The sequence below is a fragment of the Rhodovulum sp. DZ06 genome (genome assembly GCF_050586345.1).
Lineage (GTDB): Bacteria > Pseudomonadota > Alphaproteobacteria > Rhodobacterales > Rhodobacteraceae > JBOCEF01.
Window position 1 is genome coordinate 37,806 of record NZ_JBOCEF010000020.1, and the last position, 15,814, is coordinate 53,619.

Annotated in this window: 17 protein-coding genes; 14 read left to right on the top strand and 3 right to left on the bottom strand. The window is 74.7% G+C overall.

Annotated elements, in window-relative coordinates:
* Window positions 1-23 precede the first annotated feature (23 nt).
* Both ACQ5SO_RS10695 and ACQ5SO_RS10700 read right to left on the bottom strand, forming a co-directional pair.
* On the bottom strand, window positions 24-1,103 hold the full coding sequence (locus tag ACQ5SO_RS10695) for a threonine aldolase family protein (RefSeq protein ID WP_430941587.1): 1,080 nt from the start codon (window positions 1,101-1,103) through the stop codon (window positions 24-26).
* 1 nt (window position 1,104) lies between these two features.
* A complete protein-coding gene (locus ACQ5SO_RS10700) occupies window positions 1,105-1,572 on the bottom strand; it encodes a YcgN family cysteine cluster protein (protein WP_430941588.1) in 468 nt (155 codons plus the stop codon).
* 313 nt (window positions 1,573-1,885) lie between these two features.
* On the opposite strand from ACQ5SO_RS10700, the gene ACQ5SO_RS10705 reads away from it, so the two are divergent.
* The gene (locus ACQ5SO_RS10705) at window positions 1,886-2,233 is read left to right on the top strand and encodes a cyclophilin-like fold protein (protein ID WP_430941589.1); all 348 of its coding nucleotides are present in this window, start codon (window positions 1,886-1,888) and stop codon (window positions 2,231-2,233) included.
* Window positions 2,234-2,263: 30 nt separating this feature from the next.
* Here the strand turns inward: ACQ5SO_RS10705 and ACQ5SO_RS10710 are convergent, their stop codons facing one another.
* Window positions 2,264-2,746 (bottom strand): cyclophilin-like fold protein, encoded by a 483-nt coding sequence (locus tag ACQ5SO_RS10710; RefSeq protein WP_430941590.1) that lies wholly within the window; start codon window positions 2,744-2,746, stop codon window positions 2,264-2,266.
* 226 nt (window positions 2,747-2,972) lie between these two features.
* On the opposite strand from ACQ5SO_RS10710, the gene ACQ5SO_RS10715 reads away from it, so the two are divergent.
* From ACQ5SO_RS10715 to bluB, 13 genes are all read left to right on the top strand, one after another.
* Entirely contained in the window at window positions 2,973-3,422 is a 450-nt protein-coding gene (locus ACQ5SO_RS10715; protein WP_430941591.1) for a (2Fe-2S)-binding protein, read from the top strand.
* A gap of 14 nt (window positions 3,423-3,436) precedes the next feature.
* The gene (locus ACQ5SO_RS10720) at window positions 3,437-5,737 is read left to right on the top strand and encodes a molybdopterin cofactor-binding domain-containing protein (protein ID WP_430941592.1); all 2,301 of its coding nucleotides are present in this window, start codon (window positions 3,437-3,439) and stop codon (window positions 5,735-5,737) included.
* 154 nt (window positions 5,738-5,891) lie between these two features.
* Window positions 5,892-7,403, top strand: a complete 1,512-nt coding sequence (locus ACQ5SO_RS10725) for an adenylate/guanylate cyclase domain-containing protein (protein ID WP_430941593.1) — start codon at window positions 5,892-5,894, stop codon at window positions 7,401-7,403.
* Between the two features lie 349 nt (window positions 7,404-7,752).
* Window positions 7,753-8,304 (top strand): (R)-mandelonitrile lyase, encoded by a 552-nt coding sequence (locus ACQ5SO_RS10730; protein ID WP_430941594.1) that lies wholly within the window; start codon window positions 7,753-7,755, stop codon window positions 8,302-8,304.
* 336 nt (window positions 8,305-8,640) lie between these two features.
* Complete coding sequence (locus tag ACQ5SO_RS10735) at window positions 8,641-9,693, top strand: PQQ-dependent sugar dehydrogenase (RefSeq protein ID WP_430941595.1); 1,053 nt, start codon at window positions 8,641-8,643, stop codon at window positions 9,691-9,693.
* Window positions 9,694-9,837: 144 nt separating this feature from the next.
* Entirely contained in the window at window positions 9,838-10,734 is an 897-nt protein-coding gene (locus ACQ5SO_RS10740) for a LysR family transcriptional regulator (RefSeq protein WP_430941596.1), read from the top strand.
* 138 nt (window positions 10,735-10,872) lie between these two features.
* Window positions 10,873-11,634, top strand: coding sequence for a carboxymuconolactone decarboxylase family protein (locus tag ACQ5SO_RS10745; protein ID WP_430941597.1), 762 nt, complete (start codon window positions 10,873-10,875; stop codon window positions 11,632-11,634).
* Between the two features lie 80 nt (window positions 11,635-11,714).
* Window positions 11,715-12,353 (top strand): NADPH-dependent F420 reductase, encoded by a 639-nt coding sequence (locus ACQ5SO_RS10750; RefSeq protein ID WP_430941598.1) that lies wholly within the window; start codon window positions 11,715-11,717, stop codon window positions 12,351-12,353.
* Between the two features lie 33 nt (window positions 12,354-12,386).
* Window positions 12,387-12,782, top strand: a complete 396-nt coding sequence (locus tag ACQ5SO_RS10755) for a (R)-mandelonitrile lyase (protein WP_430941599.1) — start codon at window positions 12,387-12,389, stop codon at window positions 12,780-12,782.
* Window positions 12,783-12,966: 184 nt separating this feature from the next.
* Complete coding sequence (locus ACQ5SO_RS10760; protein ID WP_430941600.1) at window positions 12,967-13,656, top strand: dihydrofolate reductase family protein; 690 nt, start codon at window positions 12,967-12,969, stop codon at window positions 13,654-13,656.
* Between the two features lie 34 nt (window positions 13,657-13,690).
* Window positions 13,691-13,825, top strand: a complete 135-nt coding sequence (locus tag ACQ5SO_RS10765; protein WP_430941601.1) for a hypothetical protein — start codon at window positions 13,691-13,693, stop codon at window positions 13,823-13,825.
* Complete coding sequence (locus ACQ5SO_RS10770) at window positions 13,822-15,018, top strand: MFS transporter (protein ID WP_430941602.1); 1,197 nt, start codon at window positions 13,822-13,824, stop codon at window positions 15,016-15,018. The genes ACQ5SO_RS10765 and ACQ5SO_RS10770 overlap by 4 nt, the downstream gene beginning before the upstream one ends.
* A 102-nt stretch (window positions 15,019-15,120) precedes the next feature.
* On the top strand, window positions 15,121-15,744 hold the full coding sequence (gene bluB / locus ACQ5SO_RS10775) for a 5,6-dimethylbenzimidazole synthase (RefSeq protein ID WP_430941603.1): 624 nt from the start codon (window positions 15,121-15,123) through the stop codon (window positions 15,742-15,744).
* Window positions 15,745-15,814 lie beyond the last annotated feature (70 nt).

Here is a 15,814-nt window from a genome sequence, read left to right on the forward strand (position 1 = left end):
AGTCAGCCGTTCCAGGCCGCCCCTCAGCCCCCGAACAGCCGCGCCAGGTCCTCGACGTCCCGTTCCGTGGTCGCCCAGTTGCACACCAGGCGGCAGGAGAGCATCTCGTCCTCCGGCCCCTCCAGCGACTGGTCGAAGGGCCACATGTAGTAATGCGCCCCTGCCGCCTGCGCGCGCTTGTGGGCGCCGCGGGGGGCGGAGATGAAGAGCATGTTGGCGTCGACCGGGTGCAGGAACTCCACCCCGTTCGCGCCGCGCAGCCCCTCGGCCAGCGCCGCCGCGCGGGCGTTGGCCTGGGACGCCAGCTGCAGCCACAGCCCGTCCTTCAGCCACGCATCCATCTGCGCCGAGACGTAGCGCATCTTGGAGAAGAGATGCCCGCCGCGCTTGCGCCGCAGCTCGATCTCCCACGCCTTGTCGCCGCCCATGCGGGCGTGCAGCGCCTCCGGCTCGAACAGCACGATGGCTTCCGCCGCCATGGCGCCGTTCTTGGAGGCGCCGAGCGAGAGGATGTCGACGCCGGCCTTCCAGCTCATCTCGGCCGGCGTGGCGCCCGAGGCGGCCAGCGCGTTGGCGAAGCGGGCGCCGTCCATGTGCAGCGGCAGGCCGAACTCCGCCGCCGCCGCGCCGATCCCGGCGGCCTCGGCGGCCGAATAGACGCCGCCGAGCTCGGTGACGTTGGTCAGCGTCACCGCGCCGCGCTGGACGTTGTGCACCCCGCCGCGGCCCGTGTGGGCGATTGTCCGGCGCAGCGCCTCCGGGTCCATCTTGCCGTGATCGCCGGGGACCAGCGTCAGCTTGGCGCCGTTCGTGTAGAACTCCGGCGCGCCGCACTCGTCTTCTTCCACATGGGCGTTGGTGTGGCAGAACACCGTGCCCCAGGGCGGGCAGAGCGCGCCGAGGGCGATGGCGTTGACCGCCGAGCCGGTGGCGGCCAGGAACACCTTGGCGTTCGGCGCCTCGAAGATCTCGCGCACCTGCGCCTCGACGCGGGCCGAGATCGGATCGGCGCCGTAGGAGCCGCAATAGCCGTCATTGGCCGCGGAAATCGCCTCGAGCATCGCGGGATGGGCCGGGCCGGCATTGTCGGAGGTGAACCACATGTCAGAGAACTCCTTTCACGACGAAGTCTTCCAGGTCGTCGTCATCGACCTCCCATTCGGGGGTGAGGCCGGTCGTCATCGCGGCCCCTGATTTGCGCGGGCTCTCGGGATCGCCGGTCACGAGGGGGTGCCACTCGGGCAGCTCGCGCCCCTCGAACAGCCGCCGATAGGCGCAGCTTTCGGGCATCCAGGGGGCGGAGGCCTCGATGGTGTCGGGGGTCAGCTGCACGCAGCCGGGGACCAGGCGCTTGCGATGCGCGTAGTTCCCGCAGCGGCAGGTGTCGGGGTCGTAGAGGCGGCAATGCACCGAGGTGTACATGACCTCCTCGGTGTCCTCGTCCTCGAGCTTGAGCAGGCAGCAGCGCCCGCAGCCGTCGCACAGCGCCTCCCACTCGGCGCGGTTCATGTCGTCGAGGGATTTGCGGCGCCAGTAGCCCGGGGACAGGCCGGTTCGGTCGATGTCGGTCATGGGGCGGGACAGGATCACAAGCGGCGGGGCAGGTCCAGCGCGGAAGCGGCGCGGGCGGGGCGTCGGGGCGCGGGCCTGACGGGGCGGCGGGCGGGAAGGCGGGCGGGGCGGGCGGCGGTGCGGCAGGCGGTGCGGCGGGGCGCTTGCCCGGGATGGCCCTGCGCGGGGATCTCGCGGGCCGCGCGCGGCTGATGAGCGGCGCTCATGACCGCCATCGACGCGCGCGGGCTTCCGCCGCGGCGGGGCGGGGGCCAGATAGGGTCGGCGGGCCCGCGCCCGCGCCCGTTCCCCTTGTCAGCCCCCGGAGCCCGCCATGACCGCCATCCGCATCCTGATCGGGGACGCCGTTCTTCCCGCGACGCTCGACGACACGCCCGCCGGGCGGGATTTCGCCGCGTTGCTGCCGCTGGACCTGGACCTGGCCGATTACCACGGGATCGAGCGGGTGGCCGACCTGCCGCGCAAGCTCGACCGCACGGGCGCCCCGGCGCGGGCGGCGGCGCATGCGGGGGACATCATGCTCTACGCCCCCTGGGGGAACCTGGCGATCTTCCTGGAGCCGTTCGGCTCGACCCCGGGGCTGGTGAAGCTCGGCGCCGTCGCGGGCGATCTCGGCGCGCTGCACAAGACCGGCCCGGCCCGGTTCGAGATCGCGGGCTGAGCGGGACGGCCCGGGCCGGCCCGGCGCCGCTTACTCCACCGCCTCGATGCGCACGGTCATCACCCCGGGGCGGCTGATCGCCGCCAGCGCGCCGCCATCCATGCGGCCCAGCAGGTGCAGCCCCGAATGCGCCGGCGCCGCCCCGTAGAAGAAGGCGAGGTTCCCCCAGGGCGCGAACAGGGTCATGTCCCCGGCCGCGGGCCTGTGCCCGCCCGCGCTGCCCTCGGTGCGGATCGCGCGCGGGGGCTGGGCGATCTTCTCCTTGCCCGCGTAATCCTCCATCTCGACCGAGACCGGCAGCATCGCGGCGAAATCCTGCGCCGCGGCGGTGTCCGCCAGCGTCGCGCCATGCGCGGCCCCGTCGATCACCAGGCGCAGCCGCGCGCCCTCGGCGGCATGCGCGTCGCGCGGGCAGCTGCAGGCGATCAGCGCCGCCAGGGCGCCGATGCCGAGCAGGGCGGGACCGAAGCGCCGGTGACGGTCGAAAGGGGGGAGGGGGTAAATGCGGGGCATGGCGAAAACTCCTGCCGTAAGGTCGCCTTAATAATCCACCCGCCACGCCCCGGTGACAATCGCCCCCACGAACATGTGTTTGATGAGCGCGGCTCATCATCCATGTGAATCCAAAGGCCATGCCGGGGCGAAATCGTTCCCTACCTCAACGGCCATGCAGCCTGCGCGCCGCCGCCCCCTCCCTCCATCGGCGGCGCGCGCCCAGCCAAGCGACAGGAGCCAGGACATGAAGCTGACCGTGAATGGCGAGACGCGCGATCTCGACATCGAACCCGACACCCCCCTCCTCTGGGCCATCCGCGAGGAGCTGGGCCTGACCGGCACCAAGTATGGCTGCGGCATCGCGATGTGCGGCGCCTGCACGGTGATGGTCGACGGGGTCGCCACCCGGTCCTGCGTCACCCCGGTCGAGGCGGTCGAGGGGTCGTCGATCACCACCATCGAGGCGGTCGAGCAGGACCCGGTCGGCGCGAAGGTCGTCGACGCCTGGGTCAGGCACCAGGTCCCGCAATGCGGCTACTGCCAGTCCGGGCAGGTGATGGCCACCACCGCGCTGCTGAAGGAAAACCCGGACGCGACGGCCGAGGACGCGGCCTACGCGGTCTCCAACCTCTGCCGTTGCGGGTCCTACAACGCCATCGACGCCGCGCTGGCCGAGCTGACCCAGAAGGCGTGAAGGAGCGAGACGAGATGTTCGACCGACTGCCCAAACCCGCCCGCACCGCCCGCACCGACGCCGCCCCCGGCGCCCCGCGCGTCACCACCGGCGACGCCCCGGCCCTGGCCCCCGGCCTGCGCGACGAGATCGCCCGCGCCAAGGGCCCCGTGAACCTGTCGCGCCGCGGCTTCCTCGGGGCCGCCGCGGGGCTGACCCTCGCCGTCGCGCTGACGCCGAAATTCGCCCGCGCCGAGGCGGCGGAGATCACCCCGGGGACCCGCGTCCCCGCCTTCCTGACCATCCGCGAAGACGGCTCGATCCTGCTGAACTCGCCCTTCGTCGAGGGCGGGCAGGGCGTCGCCACCGGCATCGCCCAGATCGTGGCCGAGGAGCTTGACGCCGATATCGAGGCGTTCGAGGTGGTCTGCGCGCCCCCGGGCCGCGACTACCAGGTGATGGGCGGCATGCGCATCACCGGCGGCTCCAGCTCGGTGCGGTCCTCGTTCATGACCATGCGCCGCCTCGGCGCCGCCGCCCGCGCGATGCTGATCGAGGCCGCCGCGACGCGCCTCGACGTCCCCGCCGGAGAGCTGACGACCGAGCCGGGCGCCGTCCTTCACGCCGCCTCGGGCCGCCGCATCGCCTATGCCGAGCTGGCCGAGGCCGCGATGGCGCTCGACGTCCCCGCCGAGCCGCCGCTGAAGCAGGGCGATTTCCGCTATATCGGCAAGTCGGTGCCGCGCATGGACGTGCGCGACAAGTCGACCGGCAAGGCGAAATACGCCATCGACCTCTCGGTCCCGGACATGCTGCTGGCCGCCGTCCAGCACGCGCCGCGGCTGGGGATGGAGCCGGCCTCGATCGCCAATCGCGCCGAGCTCGAGGCCATGCGCGGGGTGCATTCCGTGCATCTTCTGCCCGGCGCCGTGGCCGTGGTCGCCGACCGCTGGTGGCGCGCCCGCGCCGCCGCCGACGCCGCCGAGGTCGAGTGGACCGAGGGCGAGGGCGCCCGCTTCCCGCTGCCCGCCGATTTCTCCACCGACGGGCTGCGCGAGACGCTGCACGCCGCGACCGGCGATGGCGCGGTGTTCGAGGAGAAGGGCGACGCCGCCGCCGCCCTCGAGGGCGCGGCGCAGGTGGTCGAGGCGCGTTACGACGCGCCCTTCCTGGCCCATGGCCAGCTCGAGCCGCCCTCGGCCATCGCCCGTTTCAACGATGACGGCACGCTGGAGATCTGGCTGCCCAACCAGGCGCCCGAGATGCACCAGGCCGAGGCCGCGAAGCTCGCGGGCCTCGAGCCCGGGCAGGTGATGATCCACTCGCCCCAGCTCGGCGGGTTCTTCGGGCGGCATTTCTTCTACGAGAATTCCACCGGCCCGTTCCCGCAGGCGGTGCGGCTGGCGAAGGCCGTCGGCCGCCCGGTCAAGGTGCTGTGGTCGCGCGAGGAGGAGTTCCTGCGCGACGCGCTGCGCCCGATGGGCCATGCCCGCTTCCGCGCCGGGCTCGACGAAGACGGGATGCCGGTGGCGCTGATGGCCGAGACGGTGGGCGAGGGCCCCACGGGCCGCTGGTACGGCGCCCCTCCGGGCAAGGACCTGTCGGCCGTCGAAGGCGTCTCGGGCAAGTCCTACGCCATCCCCAACACCCGCGTCGCCCAGATTCATGAGAAGAACCCGGCGATGATCGGCTACTGGCGCTCGGTCGGGCACTCGATGCACGACTTCTTCTACGAGGGCTTCCTCGACGAGGTCGCCGCCGCCGGGGGCAAGGACCCGCTGGAGCTGCGCCGGGCGCTGCTGGCGGACAACCCGCGCCTGTCGCGGCTGCTGGAGGAGGTGGTGACCCTCTCGGGCGGCTGGACGCCGGGACCGTATGAGGACGGGGGCGTGACCAAGGCCCGCGGCGTCGCCATGGCCTCGCCCTTCGGGTCCGAGGTGGCGACCATCGCCGAGGTCTCGCTCGAGGCCGGGCAGATCGAGGTGCACCGGATCTGGGTCGCCATCGACTGCGGCACGGCGGTGAACCCCGAGGCGATCCGCGGCCAGGTGGCCTCGGCCGTCGCGCTGGGCCTGTCGCAGACGCTGCTGGAGGAGGTCGTCTACACCGACGGCGCCCCCGAGGCGCGCAATTTCGACATGTACTCGATCCTGCCCCGCGGCCGGATGCCGAAGGTCGAAACCGTGGTCCTGGAAAGCGACGCGCCCATGGGCGGGGTCGGCGAGCCGGGCCTGCCGGGCGTCGCCCCGGCGGTGGTCAACGCCGCCGCGGCGCTGACCGGGGTGCGGGTGCGCGCCCTGCCGACGATCAGGACGGAGTTCGCCTCGCAGGGCTGATCCGCGCCCCCCGGGGACCGCGTAGAGGAAGGGGGGCGGCCGCGCGCGCGGCCGCCCCCCTTTCGCCGTTCGACCGGCTTTCCCCTTGCGGCGCGTATGGCCGCGTCCCCCGCGCCCGGCCCGCCTCGGCCCGGCGCCCGTTCCGGGATCCGCAATGCCGTCCGTCTCCGCCGCCCGTCCAGCGGGAAGCCCCGCCGCCGCCCCCGCGCCCGACATCGCCGCGCCGGACGCCGCCGCGCCGGAGGTCGCTGCGCCTGACGCCCCCGCGCCGAACGCCGCCGCGCCGGACGTCGCCGCGCCCGCGCCCGCCCGCGGCCTGCTGCGCCGCCTTGCGCCGCCGCCGCCGCGCGACCCGGTGGGCCGGGCCATGGCGCGGGAGGAGATCTCGGCCCTCGGCTGGATGCTGGCCGCGCGCCTCGCGGCGCTGGGCCTGCTGGGGGTCTGGGTGCTCGCGACCCTGCCGATCGAGCGCGCGGGGCTTTACGCCGCCGTCATCGCGGGCTTCGCCGCGCTCGGCTTCCCGCCCTGGCTGCTGGCCCGGCGGATGGGGCACGCGACCCTGGCGGCGGCGCCGTTCCTGACGCTCGACGCCTGCCTGCTGGCCTATGTGCTGATCGTCCCGTCCTCCTACGCGGTCGAGGGCTGGACGCCGATCCTGAACCTGCGCCTCGGCAACGTCGTCTACATGTTCGTGTTCCTCGCGGGGATGGCGCTGAGCCAGTCGCCCCGGCTGGTGATGTGGTCGGGGATCAGCGCGGTGCTGGCCTGGACGGCCGGGTATCTCTGGGTCGCGGGGCTGCCGGGAGCGCGGGCCTACACCTCGGTCGAGGCGCTGGAGGGCGCGGCCTCGACCAGCGCGCTGATCGCCGATTTCCTGTCGCCCGACGCGGTCAGCCTGACGCGGCTGGCGAACGAGGTCATGGCGCTGTCGCTGGCCACCGTGATCCTGACGCTGACCGTGCAGCGCGGCAGCGGACGGGCGCGGCGGCGGCTGGAGGCCGAGGCCCACCGCGCCGCCCTGTCGCGCTATTTCCCGCCCGAGCTGGCCGAGGAGCTGGCCGCCGACCCCGCGGCGCTGGACCGCCCGGTGAAGGGCCCGGCGGCGGCGCTGTTCGTGGACCTGGTCGGGTTCACCGCGCTGTCCGAGCGCCTGCCGCCCGAGAACGTGCTGGCCCTGCTGGGCGAGCTGCAGGCGCGGGTGGTGCGCGCGGCCGCGTCCCATGGCGGGGCGGTGGACAAGATGGTCGGCGACGGCGCGCTGGTGCATTTCGGCCTGCCGCGCCCGCGCGGCGACGAGGCGGCGCGGGCGCTGGCCTGCGCGGGCGCGATCCTGGCCGAGATGGAGGCCTGGCGCGAGGAGCTCGCCGCCCAGGGCGGCCCGGCGGTGCGGGTCGGCATCGGGCTTCATTTCGGCGAGGCCATCGCCGGGTCCTTCGGCGATGCGCGGCGGCGGGACTACACCGTGCTGGGCGACACCGTGAACGTGGCGAGCCGGCTGGAGCGGCTGACCCGCGCCCATGGCGCGCGCCTCGCGGTCAGCGCCGCGACGCTGGCGGAAGTGCGGCGCGCCGGGCGCGACCCGGCGGCGCTGGCGCCCCCCCTGCGCGCCGTCGGCCCGCAGCGCCTGCCGGGCCGGGCCGAGCCGGTGGAGGTGTACATCGCCTGACGGTGGCCTGCTTGGGGGCCTGGCGGTGGCCTGGCGGTGGGTCTGGCGGTGGCCTGCTCGGGGGCCTGGCGGTGGCCTGGCCGTGGGCCTGGCGGTGGCCTGCTTGGGGGCCTGGCCGGGCGCGCGCGGGGCAAAGGTCGGGCAGGCGCCCGGCGCGGGGCGGGCGCGGATTGATGAGCGCAGCCCATGACCGGGATCGGGCGCGGCGGCATTAACCGGGGCCCGGCGGCCCCTACCTTCTTCCCCAACGGCAGCGCGCGGCCATGCCGCCCGCCCCGTCGCCGCCCAGCGCCCCCCCCCTCCTCCCCCCTCCCCGGGGCCGGGCGCACACGCATTGAAGGAGACGATCATGACGACCGCCCCCAACGCCGCCCACAAAACCGCCGCAGAATCCGCGGCCCGCGCCTCGCTGCGCGCCGCGGGCGTCCTCGCCCTCGCGCTCGCCGCCCCGGCGCTGGCGCTGCCCGGCGCCGCCGCGGCCCAGTCGATGGAGGTCCGCAAGGGCGCCGAGCGGCAGGGCATGATCGGCTCGTCCGAGGTGTTCACCGGCACGGTCTACGTGGAGATGATGTTCGGCGCCGAGGACCCGATGCGCTCGAGCGCGGGGCGCGTGGTGTTCACCCCCGGCGCCCGCTCGGCCTGGCACACCCACCCGCAGGGCCAGATGCTGATCGTCACCGACGGGACCGGCTGGGTGCAGGAGCGCGGCCAGCCGAAACAGGTGATGACCGCCGGCGACGTGGTCTGGTGCCCGCCGGGCGTCGAGCACTGGCACGGCGCCACCGACAAGTCCTCGGTCACCCATTGCGCGATCCAGCAGCAGGACGAGAACGGCCAGAACGTGGCCTGGGGCGCGCATGTGACCGACGCCGAGTACCACGAGGGTCATGCGCACGACTGACCCGGGAACGAGCGACGCGGCCGGGCGGCCCGCCGCCCGCGCGCAAGGCCCCCTCCCCGGCCCGGCGCGCGGAACCCCACGGCGGGTCGCCCCCCTTGCTCCGCCCGGATCCCCCCCAGGTCGGGCGCGGCCCGGCGCAGGCCTTCCGCCCTCCCCCGGTGGCGGGAGGCGGCGCCTGGACCTCCGCCGCATCGCTTCAGCCCGCCGCGCGTCTTCCTCCGCGCGGCGGGCGCTTTCGCATCGGGGCCGCGCCGCCCCGATCCGCGAGCGCCCGAAGCCGCCGCCCGCCATCCCGCCGCCCGCCGGCCGCGCCCGCCAGCCCCCGGAGGTTCCGCCATGCCCCGCCCGTTCCCGCGCCGCCGCGCCGCCGCCTTCGCGCTGGGGCTCGCCGCCCTCGCGCCCGCGCTCCTGTCCGCCCTGGCCCCCGCCCCCGCCGCGGCGCAGGAGGGGGTCGAGGAACTGCTCTCCGGCCTCTCCTATCCCTGGGACGTCGCCCGGCATGGCGATGCGATCTACATCACCGAGAAGGACGGGACCCTCGGCATCCTCTCGGGCGGCGCCTTCACCCGCCGGCCGGTGCGCAGCGCGGTCCCGATCCTGTCCCATCGCGGCGGCGGGCTGATGGGCCTCGCGCTCACCCCGGATTTCGAGACCTCGGGGCGCGTCATCCTCTATCACCACGCCGGAACCCCCGACTCCCGCTTCAACCGGGTGATCGAGGCGGAGCGGCGCGGGGACGAATGGGTCGAAACGCGCGAGCTGGTCGCGCGGATCCCGGGCCACCCCCTCTACAATGGCGGGCGGGTCGCCTTCGGGCCGGACGGGATGCTCTATGTCGCCACCGGCTGGACCGAGCGGCGGGCGGCGCCGCGGGACCTGTCGGACCTCGCCGGCAAGATCCTGCGCCTGACCCCGGACGGGGGCGTGCCCGCGGACAACCCGTTCCCCGGCTCTCCCGTCTGGTCCCTTGGCCACCGCAACCCGCAGGGGATCGCCTGGGACGGTGCGGGGGTCATGTACGCGGCCGAGCACGGCCAGTCCGGCCATGACGAGGTCAACCGGATCGAGAAGGGCGGCGATTACGGCTGGCCCGAGATCCAGGGAGATGACGCGCGCGGCGACATGCGCGCGCCGCTGGCCCATTCGGGCGGCTCGACCTGGGCGCCCTCGGGCCTCGCCTGGGACGGCGACCGGCTGCTGGTCGCCGGGCTGCGCGCGCAGGGGCTGCTGGAGGTGACGCCGGGGGGCGACGTGACCCGCATCCCCCTCGGGGCCCGCATCCGCGACGTGGACGCGGCGGGGGACGGGATCCTGGTCATCACCACCCAGCGCTCGCCCCGCCGCGAGGGGCCGAGCCGCGACCGGCTGCTGCGCCTCGAGCGGCGCTGAGCGCGCCGCCCGGCCCCCGGTCCTCCTTCCAGGCGGCGCCATCGCACGATGTCGACATTTCATGAGCGCGGCGCATATCGTGCCCCAAGCAGCGCGCGCCGACCCGCCCCCCTCGTCCCGGCGCGCCAGACCAGGGCCGCCGCCATGCTTCGCGAAAACATCACCGACCTGATCGCCCTCGCCGCCGTGGCCGAGGAGCGCAGCTTCACCCGGGCCGCCGCGCGGCTCAACGTCTCGCAATCCGCGCTCTCGCACACGATCAAGGGGCTGGAGACGCGGCTGGGGCTGCGGCTGCTGACCCGCACCACCCGCTCGGTCGCGCCGACGGCGGAGGGGGAGGACCTGCTGGCCACCCTCAACCCCTGTTTCGAGCGGATCGAGCGGCGGCTGCAGGCGCTGGTGGATTCGCGCGACACGCCGAGCGGCACGGTGCGCATCGCCGCCACGGATTACGCCATCGACATGGCGCTCTGGCCCAAGCTGGCGCCGGTGGTGCGCGAGCATCCGCGGGTGAACGTGGAATTCGTGATGGAATACGGGTTCACCGACCTCGCCGCCGCGCGCTGCGACGCCGGGGTGCGCTATGGCGAGCAGGTGAGCGAGGGGATGATCTCGGTCCGCATCGGCCCGGACGAGCGCATGGTCTGCGTCGGCGCGCCCGCCTATTTCGACGCGCATGGCGTGCCGCAGACGCCGCAGGACCTCGACGCGCATGAATGCATCAACCTGCGGCTCGACACCCATGGCGCGCTGTACGGGTGGGAGTTCGAGGACGAGGACGGGCACGAGTTCCGGGTCAAGGTGGGCGGGCGGCTGTGCTTCAACACCATCCTCCCGGTGCTGCGCGCGGCGGTGGAGGGGCACGGGCTGGCCTATGTCCCCGAGCGGCTGGCCGAGGCGGAGCTGGCCGACGGGCGGCTGGTGATGTGCCTCGAGAAGTTCTCGCCCTTCTTCGCGGGGCTGCATTTCTATTACCCGTCGCGGCAGCGGCCCTCCTCGGCCTTCCAGGTGGTGCTGGACGCGCTGCGCGAGCGGGGCTGAGGCGGGGTTTGCGTCGCGCGGGCCGATTGATGAGGCGCGCTCATGGGCAAGGTGACGCGATCGGGCATTCAGGATCGCGCCGCGCACGCCAGATCAGGGGGTACGGGACGACCGAAACCCCCTGAAAGGATTTCTCTCATGAAGATGCGACTCGCCGCTTCCGCCCTGGCCCTGATGACCTCCTCCGCCGCCGCCCAGGACGCCGGGCGGATCGTGCCCGACGCGGTCGCCACGGTCTCGCCGGCGCTGTCGGCGCACCTGGGCCAGTACCTGGCCGAGGGGCGGTGGGGGGACGAGGCGCTGTCGCCGCGCGACCGCGGGCTGATCACCTTCGCCGCGCTGATGACCCGGCACGAGGCGGACGCGCTGGCGGCCCATGCCGAGCTGGCGCTGGACGCGGGCGTGACCCCGGCCGAGCTGTCGGAGGCGATCGCGCACCTGGCGTTCTACACCGGCGTCGGCAACGGTTTCGCGGCGGCCGAGGCGGTGGCCCCGGTGTTCGAGGCGCGCGGCATCGCCCCCGCCGACCTGCCGCCGGCGCAGGCCGAGCTGCTCGATTACAACGAGGAGGCCGAGGCCGCCCGCCAGGACTTCGTGTCCTCGACCTATGGCGATGTCAGCCAGGGCGTGGTGGACGACACCCAGAAGCTGCTGTTCCTCGACCTGTGGCGCCGTCCGGGGCTGGCCCCGCGGGACCGCTCGATGATCACGGTGGCGGGGCTGATCGCGGGCGGGCAGCCCGAGCAGATGACCTTCCACCTGAACCGCGCCATGGATAACGGGCTGACGAAGGCCGAGGCGGGCGCCATGCTCTCGCACCTCGCCTATTACGCGGGCTGGCCGAAGGTGTTCTCGGCCATGCCGGTGGCGAAGAAGACCTTCGGCGACCGCGCCGAGTAAGCGGCCGGACGACGGCGGCGGGGGCGGTGGCGCCTGCGCGCGCCCCCGCCCCCGCCCGGACCGCCCGGAAAGGACGAGAGATGAAGATCGGCATCCTGGGATCGGGCCGCATGGGCGGCGCGCTGGGGCGCAGCTGGGCCGCCGCGGGGCACGAGGTGATGTTCGCCTATGCCCGCCGCCCCGCGAAGCTCTCGGCGCTGGCGGCGGAGACCGGCGGGCGCGCCGGGACCGTGGCCGAGGCGGCGGAATGGGCCGACGCCGTGCTGCTCGCCGTGCACTGGACCCGGGTGGACGAGGTGCTGGATGCGGCCGGGGCGCTGGCGGGCAAGGTGGTGCTGACCTGCTGCGTGCCGCTGGACGAAGCCGACAGCGGCCTTGTCATCGGCCCCGATGACAGCGGCGCCGAGGCGCTGGCGCGGATGCGCCCCAAGGCGCTGGTGGCCGCGTGCTTCAACACCAACCCGTCCGAGAGCTTCGCGCCGGTTTTCGCCGCGCGCGGGCAGGGGCCCGCCCCGCAGACGCTGGTTTACGGCGATGCGCGGGCGGCGGTGGATGTCGCCTCGGCCCTGGCGCGCGACGCGGGGTTCGAGCCGCTGGAGGCGGGCGGGCTGAGCACCGGGCGCTTCGCCGAGCCCTTCGCGATGGTGACGGCGGTGCTGGCCTATGGCACGCCCGGCGGCCCGGCGCTGACCTATCGATTCGAGAAGCTGCGCGCCTGAGGTTTCGGGCGCGCGAAGACAAGGAAGACGGACATGAAGATCACCAGGGCAGGACAGAACGCCTCGGCCAGGGGGCCGGAGGACTGGTTCACCGGGACCGTGCGGCTCGACCCGATGTTCGCGGCGGAAGCGCCGGGCCGGGTGAGCGGCGCGCAGGTGACGTTCGAACCGGGCGCCCGCACCGCCTGGCACACCCATCCCGCGGGGCAGACGCTGATCGTCACCTTCGGCCGCGGCCGCGTGCAGCGCGAGGGCGGCCCGGTGGAGGAGATCCGCCAGGGCGACGTGGTGTGGTTCCCGGCCGGGGAGAAGCACTGGCACGGCGCCGCGCCCGACACCGCGATGTCGCATATCGCGATCCAGGAGGCGGTGGACGGCTCGGCCGTGACCTGGATGGAGAAGGTGTCCGACGAGGATTACGGCGGCTGATCGCCCCGCAGGGGGGAGCGGCCGGGTCTCGCGGCCTGCGCCGCATCGCCCGCCCGCCCGGGCCTGCCGGCCCTTCCCCCCTGGCGCCCGGCCCCCCGCGCCATTCCGCGCCCCCGGGGGCGAGCGCCGTTTCCGCGGCCCGGCGATGCGCCGGGCCGCGCGCCTGCTTGAAGGAGACCTCGCCATGCCGCGTCCGCGCATCACCTGCCACATGATCACCTCGCTGGACGGGCGGCTGCTGACCGAACGCTGGGGCCGTCCGCCCGAGGAGATCCTGGGCGTCTACGAGGAAGCCGAGGCGCGGCTGGACGCGCAGGGCTGGATCGTGGGGCGCGTCTCGATGGCCGAGCTGGTGGGCGAGGGGGCGCCGAACATCGAGGCGGGGGCCGAAGGGTCTCCGCGCGCCGACGTGATCGCCGCGCCGGGCGCCGGGCGCGTGGCGGTGGCGTTCGACCGGGACGGGCGGCTGGACCCGCAGGAGAACACCTGCCACGGCGATCACCTCGTGCTGGTGGTCTCGACCCGGGTGGCGCAGGCGCATGTGGACCGGCTGGCGGCGCGCGGGGTCTCGGTGATCTTCGCCGGGAAGGCGGGCGACGAGATCGAGGACGCGCTGTCGCGCATCGCCGCCGGGTTCGGGGTCGATCACCTGCTGCTCTGCGGCGGCGGGGTGATGAACGCGGCCTTCCTCGAGGCCGGGCTGGTGGATGAGACGAGCACGATCCTGTTCCCCGTGCTCGACGGCGCGCGGAGGATCCCGGCGATCTATGACGGCGCCGACTCGAGCGCGGCGGCGGCGGCGCTGGAACTGCTCTCGGTCGACACGCTGACGGGCGGCGCGGCCTGGCTGCGCCACAAGGTGCTGCGGGGATGACCGGCGCGGAGCCCGCGCCGCCCTGCGCGGGGCCGTGACCGATGCGCCGCTGGCGCTGGTCGCGGGCGCGACGATGCTGGCGCTGGTGGTGTTCACCGCGGTGCTGACCACGCTTCCGGCGATGACGGCGGACCTGGGCCTCTCCGCGGCGCAGCAGGCCTGGGGATGAGCGGCATGCCCCTCGGGGCCGCCTGCGGGCTGCTGGCCGCGGGGGCGGCGGGGGATTCGCGCGGACGCCGCCGCGTGTTCCTCGGGGGGCTGTGGCTGACGGCGCTCGCCTCGGTCGGGGCGGCGCTGGCGCCCTCGGGCTGGGCGCTGATCGCGGCGCGGGTGGTGCAGGGGCTGGGCAGCGCCGGGATCATGGCCTGCGGGCTGGGCCTGCTGGGGCTGGTCTATGACGGCCCGGCGCGGGCGCGCGCCGCCGGGGTCTGGGCCGCGGGGCTCGGGGCCGGGGTGGCGGTGGGGCCGATCCTGGCGGGGCTGGTCCCCGGCCCGGATGGCTGGAGCGGCATCCACTGGATCTGCGCCGCCGCCGCCGCCGGGCTGGCGACGCTGGCCCGCCCGCGCCTGCCCGAGACGCCGCGCCTGCCCGCGCCGCCGGACCTTGCGGGCGCGGTCCTGCTGATGGTCGGGCTGGGCTGTCTGCTCTCGGCCCTGACGGTGCTGCGCAGCGGCGGGATCGGCCCCGCGGCGGGGCTGGCGGCGGCGGGCGCGGCGCTGCTCGGCGCCTTAGCGGCGGTGGAGCGCCGGGCGCCGCACCCGATCCTGCGGCTCGATTTGTTCCGCCGCGCCGATTTCGCCGGGGCGACGCTGGCCGCCTTCGCCTCGGGCGCCGGGGTCTTGGCGCTGATGTCCATGGTCCCGACCGTGCTGGTGCGCGGGCTGGGGGAGACCCCGCTCGAGGCCGCCGCGGTGCTGCTGGCCTGGTCGGCGGTCACCGCCGTCGCCGCGCTGGGCGCGGGGGGGCTGAGCTTCGGCCTCTCGCCGCGGATGCGGGTGATCGCGGCGATGGGGGGCTGCACGCTGGGGCAGCTTTTGCTGCTGCTTCTGGTTCCGGGCGCGGGCTGGGCGGCGGCGCTGCCGGGGCTGCTGGCGGCGGGGGTGTCGAACGGGCTGCTGAACGCCGCGCTCGGCCATGCCGCGGTGCAGACCGTGCCGCCCGAGCGGCAGGCGATGGGATCGGCGGCCAACAACACGGCGCGCTATGTCGGTTCGGCCTTCGGGATCGAGCTGATCTCGCTGCTCACCGCCGCGCCGGGGCAGGCGGCGCTGTTCGATGGCTGGCGCTGGTCGGTGCTGGCCTGCGCGGGGGCGAGCCTTCTCGGCATCGCCGCCATGCTGGCGCTGGGGCGGCGGGGCTGATCGGCAAAGGCGGTCCGTCCCCCCCATCGCCCCTCTGGTCAGGCGGGCCGCGCCGCGCTACCCCTCGGGCCGGTTTCCGGCGCCGGATGGGAGTTGCGCGAGATGAAATTCGACGAGACCGCCCGCGCCGCGCTGTCCGAGGTCCTGCGCTGGCGCCGCGACGTGCGCCATTTCCGCCCCGATCCGCTGGACGAGGCGGTGCTGGACCGGCTGCGCGCGGCGATGGAGCGGGCGCCCTCGGTCGGCAACAGCCGCCCCTGGCGGGTGCTGCGGGTCGAGGACAAGGCCCTGCGCGCCGCGGTCAAGGCCAGCTTCCAGCGCTGCAACGCCGAGGCCGCCGCGGGATACCGGGGCGAGAAGGCGCAGGCCTACGCCCAGCTGAAGCTGCAAGGCATGGACCAGGCGCCGGTGCAGCTGGCGGTGTTCACCGAGACCGATCCCGAGGCGGGCGCCGGCCTCGGCCGCCGCACCATGCCCGAGACGCTGCGCCAGTCGACCGCCATGGCCATCCACACCCTCTGGCTCGCCGCGCGGGCCGAGAATGTGGGCATGGGCATGGTGTCGATCATCGACCCGGAGGAAGTGGCGCAGATCCTCTCCGCCCCGGCGAACTGGGCCTTCGAGGGCTGGATCTGCCTCGGCCATACCGAGTTCGACGACGACACCCCGCTGCTCGCCCGCGTCGGCTGGCAGGAGGATGCGGAGACGGTCTGGAAGACGGTCTGAACGCGGGTCGGGCCCCCGGCGAGACCCGCGCGCGGCCGGGTCCGGCGGCGGCGGCGCCCCCGGGCAGGGC

What these genes read in the sequence shown, in the direction of transcription:
- ACQ5SO_RS10695 (WP_430941587.1), bottom strand. Translation starts at nt 1,103, where the DNA reads ATGTGGTTCACCTCCGACAATGCCGGCCCGGCCCATCCCGCGATGCTC.
- ACQ5SO_RS10700 (WP_430941588.1), bottom strand. Translation starts at nt 1,572, where the DNA reads ATGACCGACATCGACCGAACCGGCCTGTCCCCGGGCTACTGGCGCCGC.
- ACQ5SO_RS10705 (WP_430941589.1), top strand. Translation starts at nt 1,886, where the DNA reads ATGACCGCCATCCGCATCCTGATCGGGGACGCCGTTCTTCCCGCGACG.
- ACQ5SO_RS10710 (WP_430941590.1), bottom strand. Translation starts at nt 2,746, where the DNA reads ATGCCCCGCATTTACCCCCTCCCCCCTTTCGACCGTCACCGGCGCTTC.
- ACQ5SO_RS10715 (WP_430941591.1), top strand. Translation starts at nt 2,973, where the DNA reads ATGAAGCTGACCGTGAATGGCGAGACGCGCGATCTCGACATCGAACCC.
- ACQ5SO_RS10720 (WP_430941592.1), top strand. Translation starts at nt 3,437, where the DNA reads ATGTTCGACCGACTGCCCAAACCCGCCCGCACCGCCCGCACCGACGCC.
- ACQ5SO_RS10725 (WP_430941593.1), top strand. Translation starts at nt 5,892, where the DNA reads ATGCCGTCCGTCTCCGCCGCCCGTCCAGCGGGAAGCCCCGCCGCCGCC.
- ACQ5SO_RS10730 (WP_430941594.1), top strand. Translation starts at nt 7,753, where the DNA reads ATGACGACCGCCCCCAACGCCGCCCACAAAACCGCCGCAGAATCCGCG.
- ACQ5SO_RS10735 (WP_430941595.1), top strand. Translation starts at nt 8,641, where the DNA reads ATGCCCCGCCCGTTCCCGCGCCGCCGCGCCGCCGCCTTCGCGCTGGGG.
- ACQ5SO_RS10740 (WP_430941596.1), top strand. Translation starts at nt 9,838, where the DNA reads ATGCTTCGCGAAAACATCACCGACCTGATCGCCCTCGCCGCCGTGGCC.
- ACQ5SO_RS10745 (WP_430941597.1), top strand. Translation starts at nt 10,873, where the DNA reads ATGAAGATGCGACTCGCCGCTTCCGCCCTGGCCCTGATGACCTCCTCC.
- ACQ5SO_RS10750 (WP_430941598.1), top strand. Translation starts at nt 11,715, where the DNA reads ATGAAGATCGGCATCCTGGGATCGGGCCGCATGGGCGGCGCGCTGGGG.
- ACQ5SO_RS10755 (WP_430941599.1), top strand. Translation starts at nt 12,387, where the DNA reads ATGAAGATCACCAGGGCAGGACAGAACGCCTCGGCCAGGGGGCCGGAG.
- ACQ5SO_RS10760 (WP_430941600.1), top strand. Translation starts at nt 12,967, where the DNA reads ATGCCGCGTCCGCGCATCACCTGCCACATGATCACCTCGCTGGACGGG.
- ACQ5SO_RS10770 (WP_430941602.1), top strand. Translation starts at nt 13,822, where the DNA reads ATGAGCGGCATGCCCCTCGGGGCCGCCTGCGGGCTGCTGGCCGCGGGG.
- bluB (WP_430941603.1), top strand. Translation starts at nt 15,121, where the DNA reads ATGAAATTCGACGAGACCGCCCGCGCCGCGCTGTCCGAGGTCCTGCGC.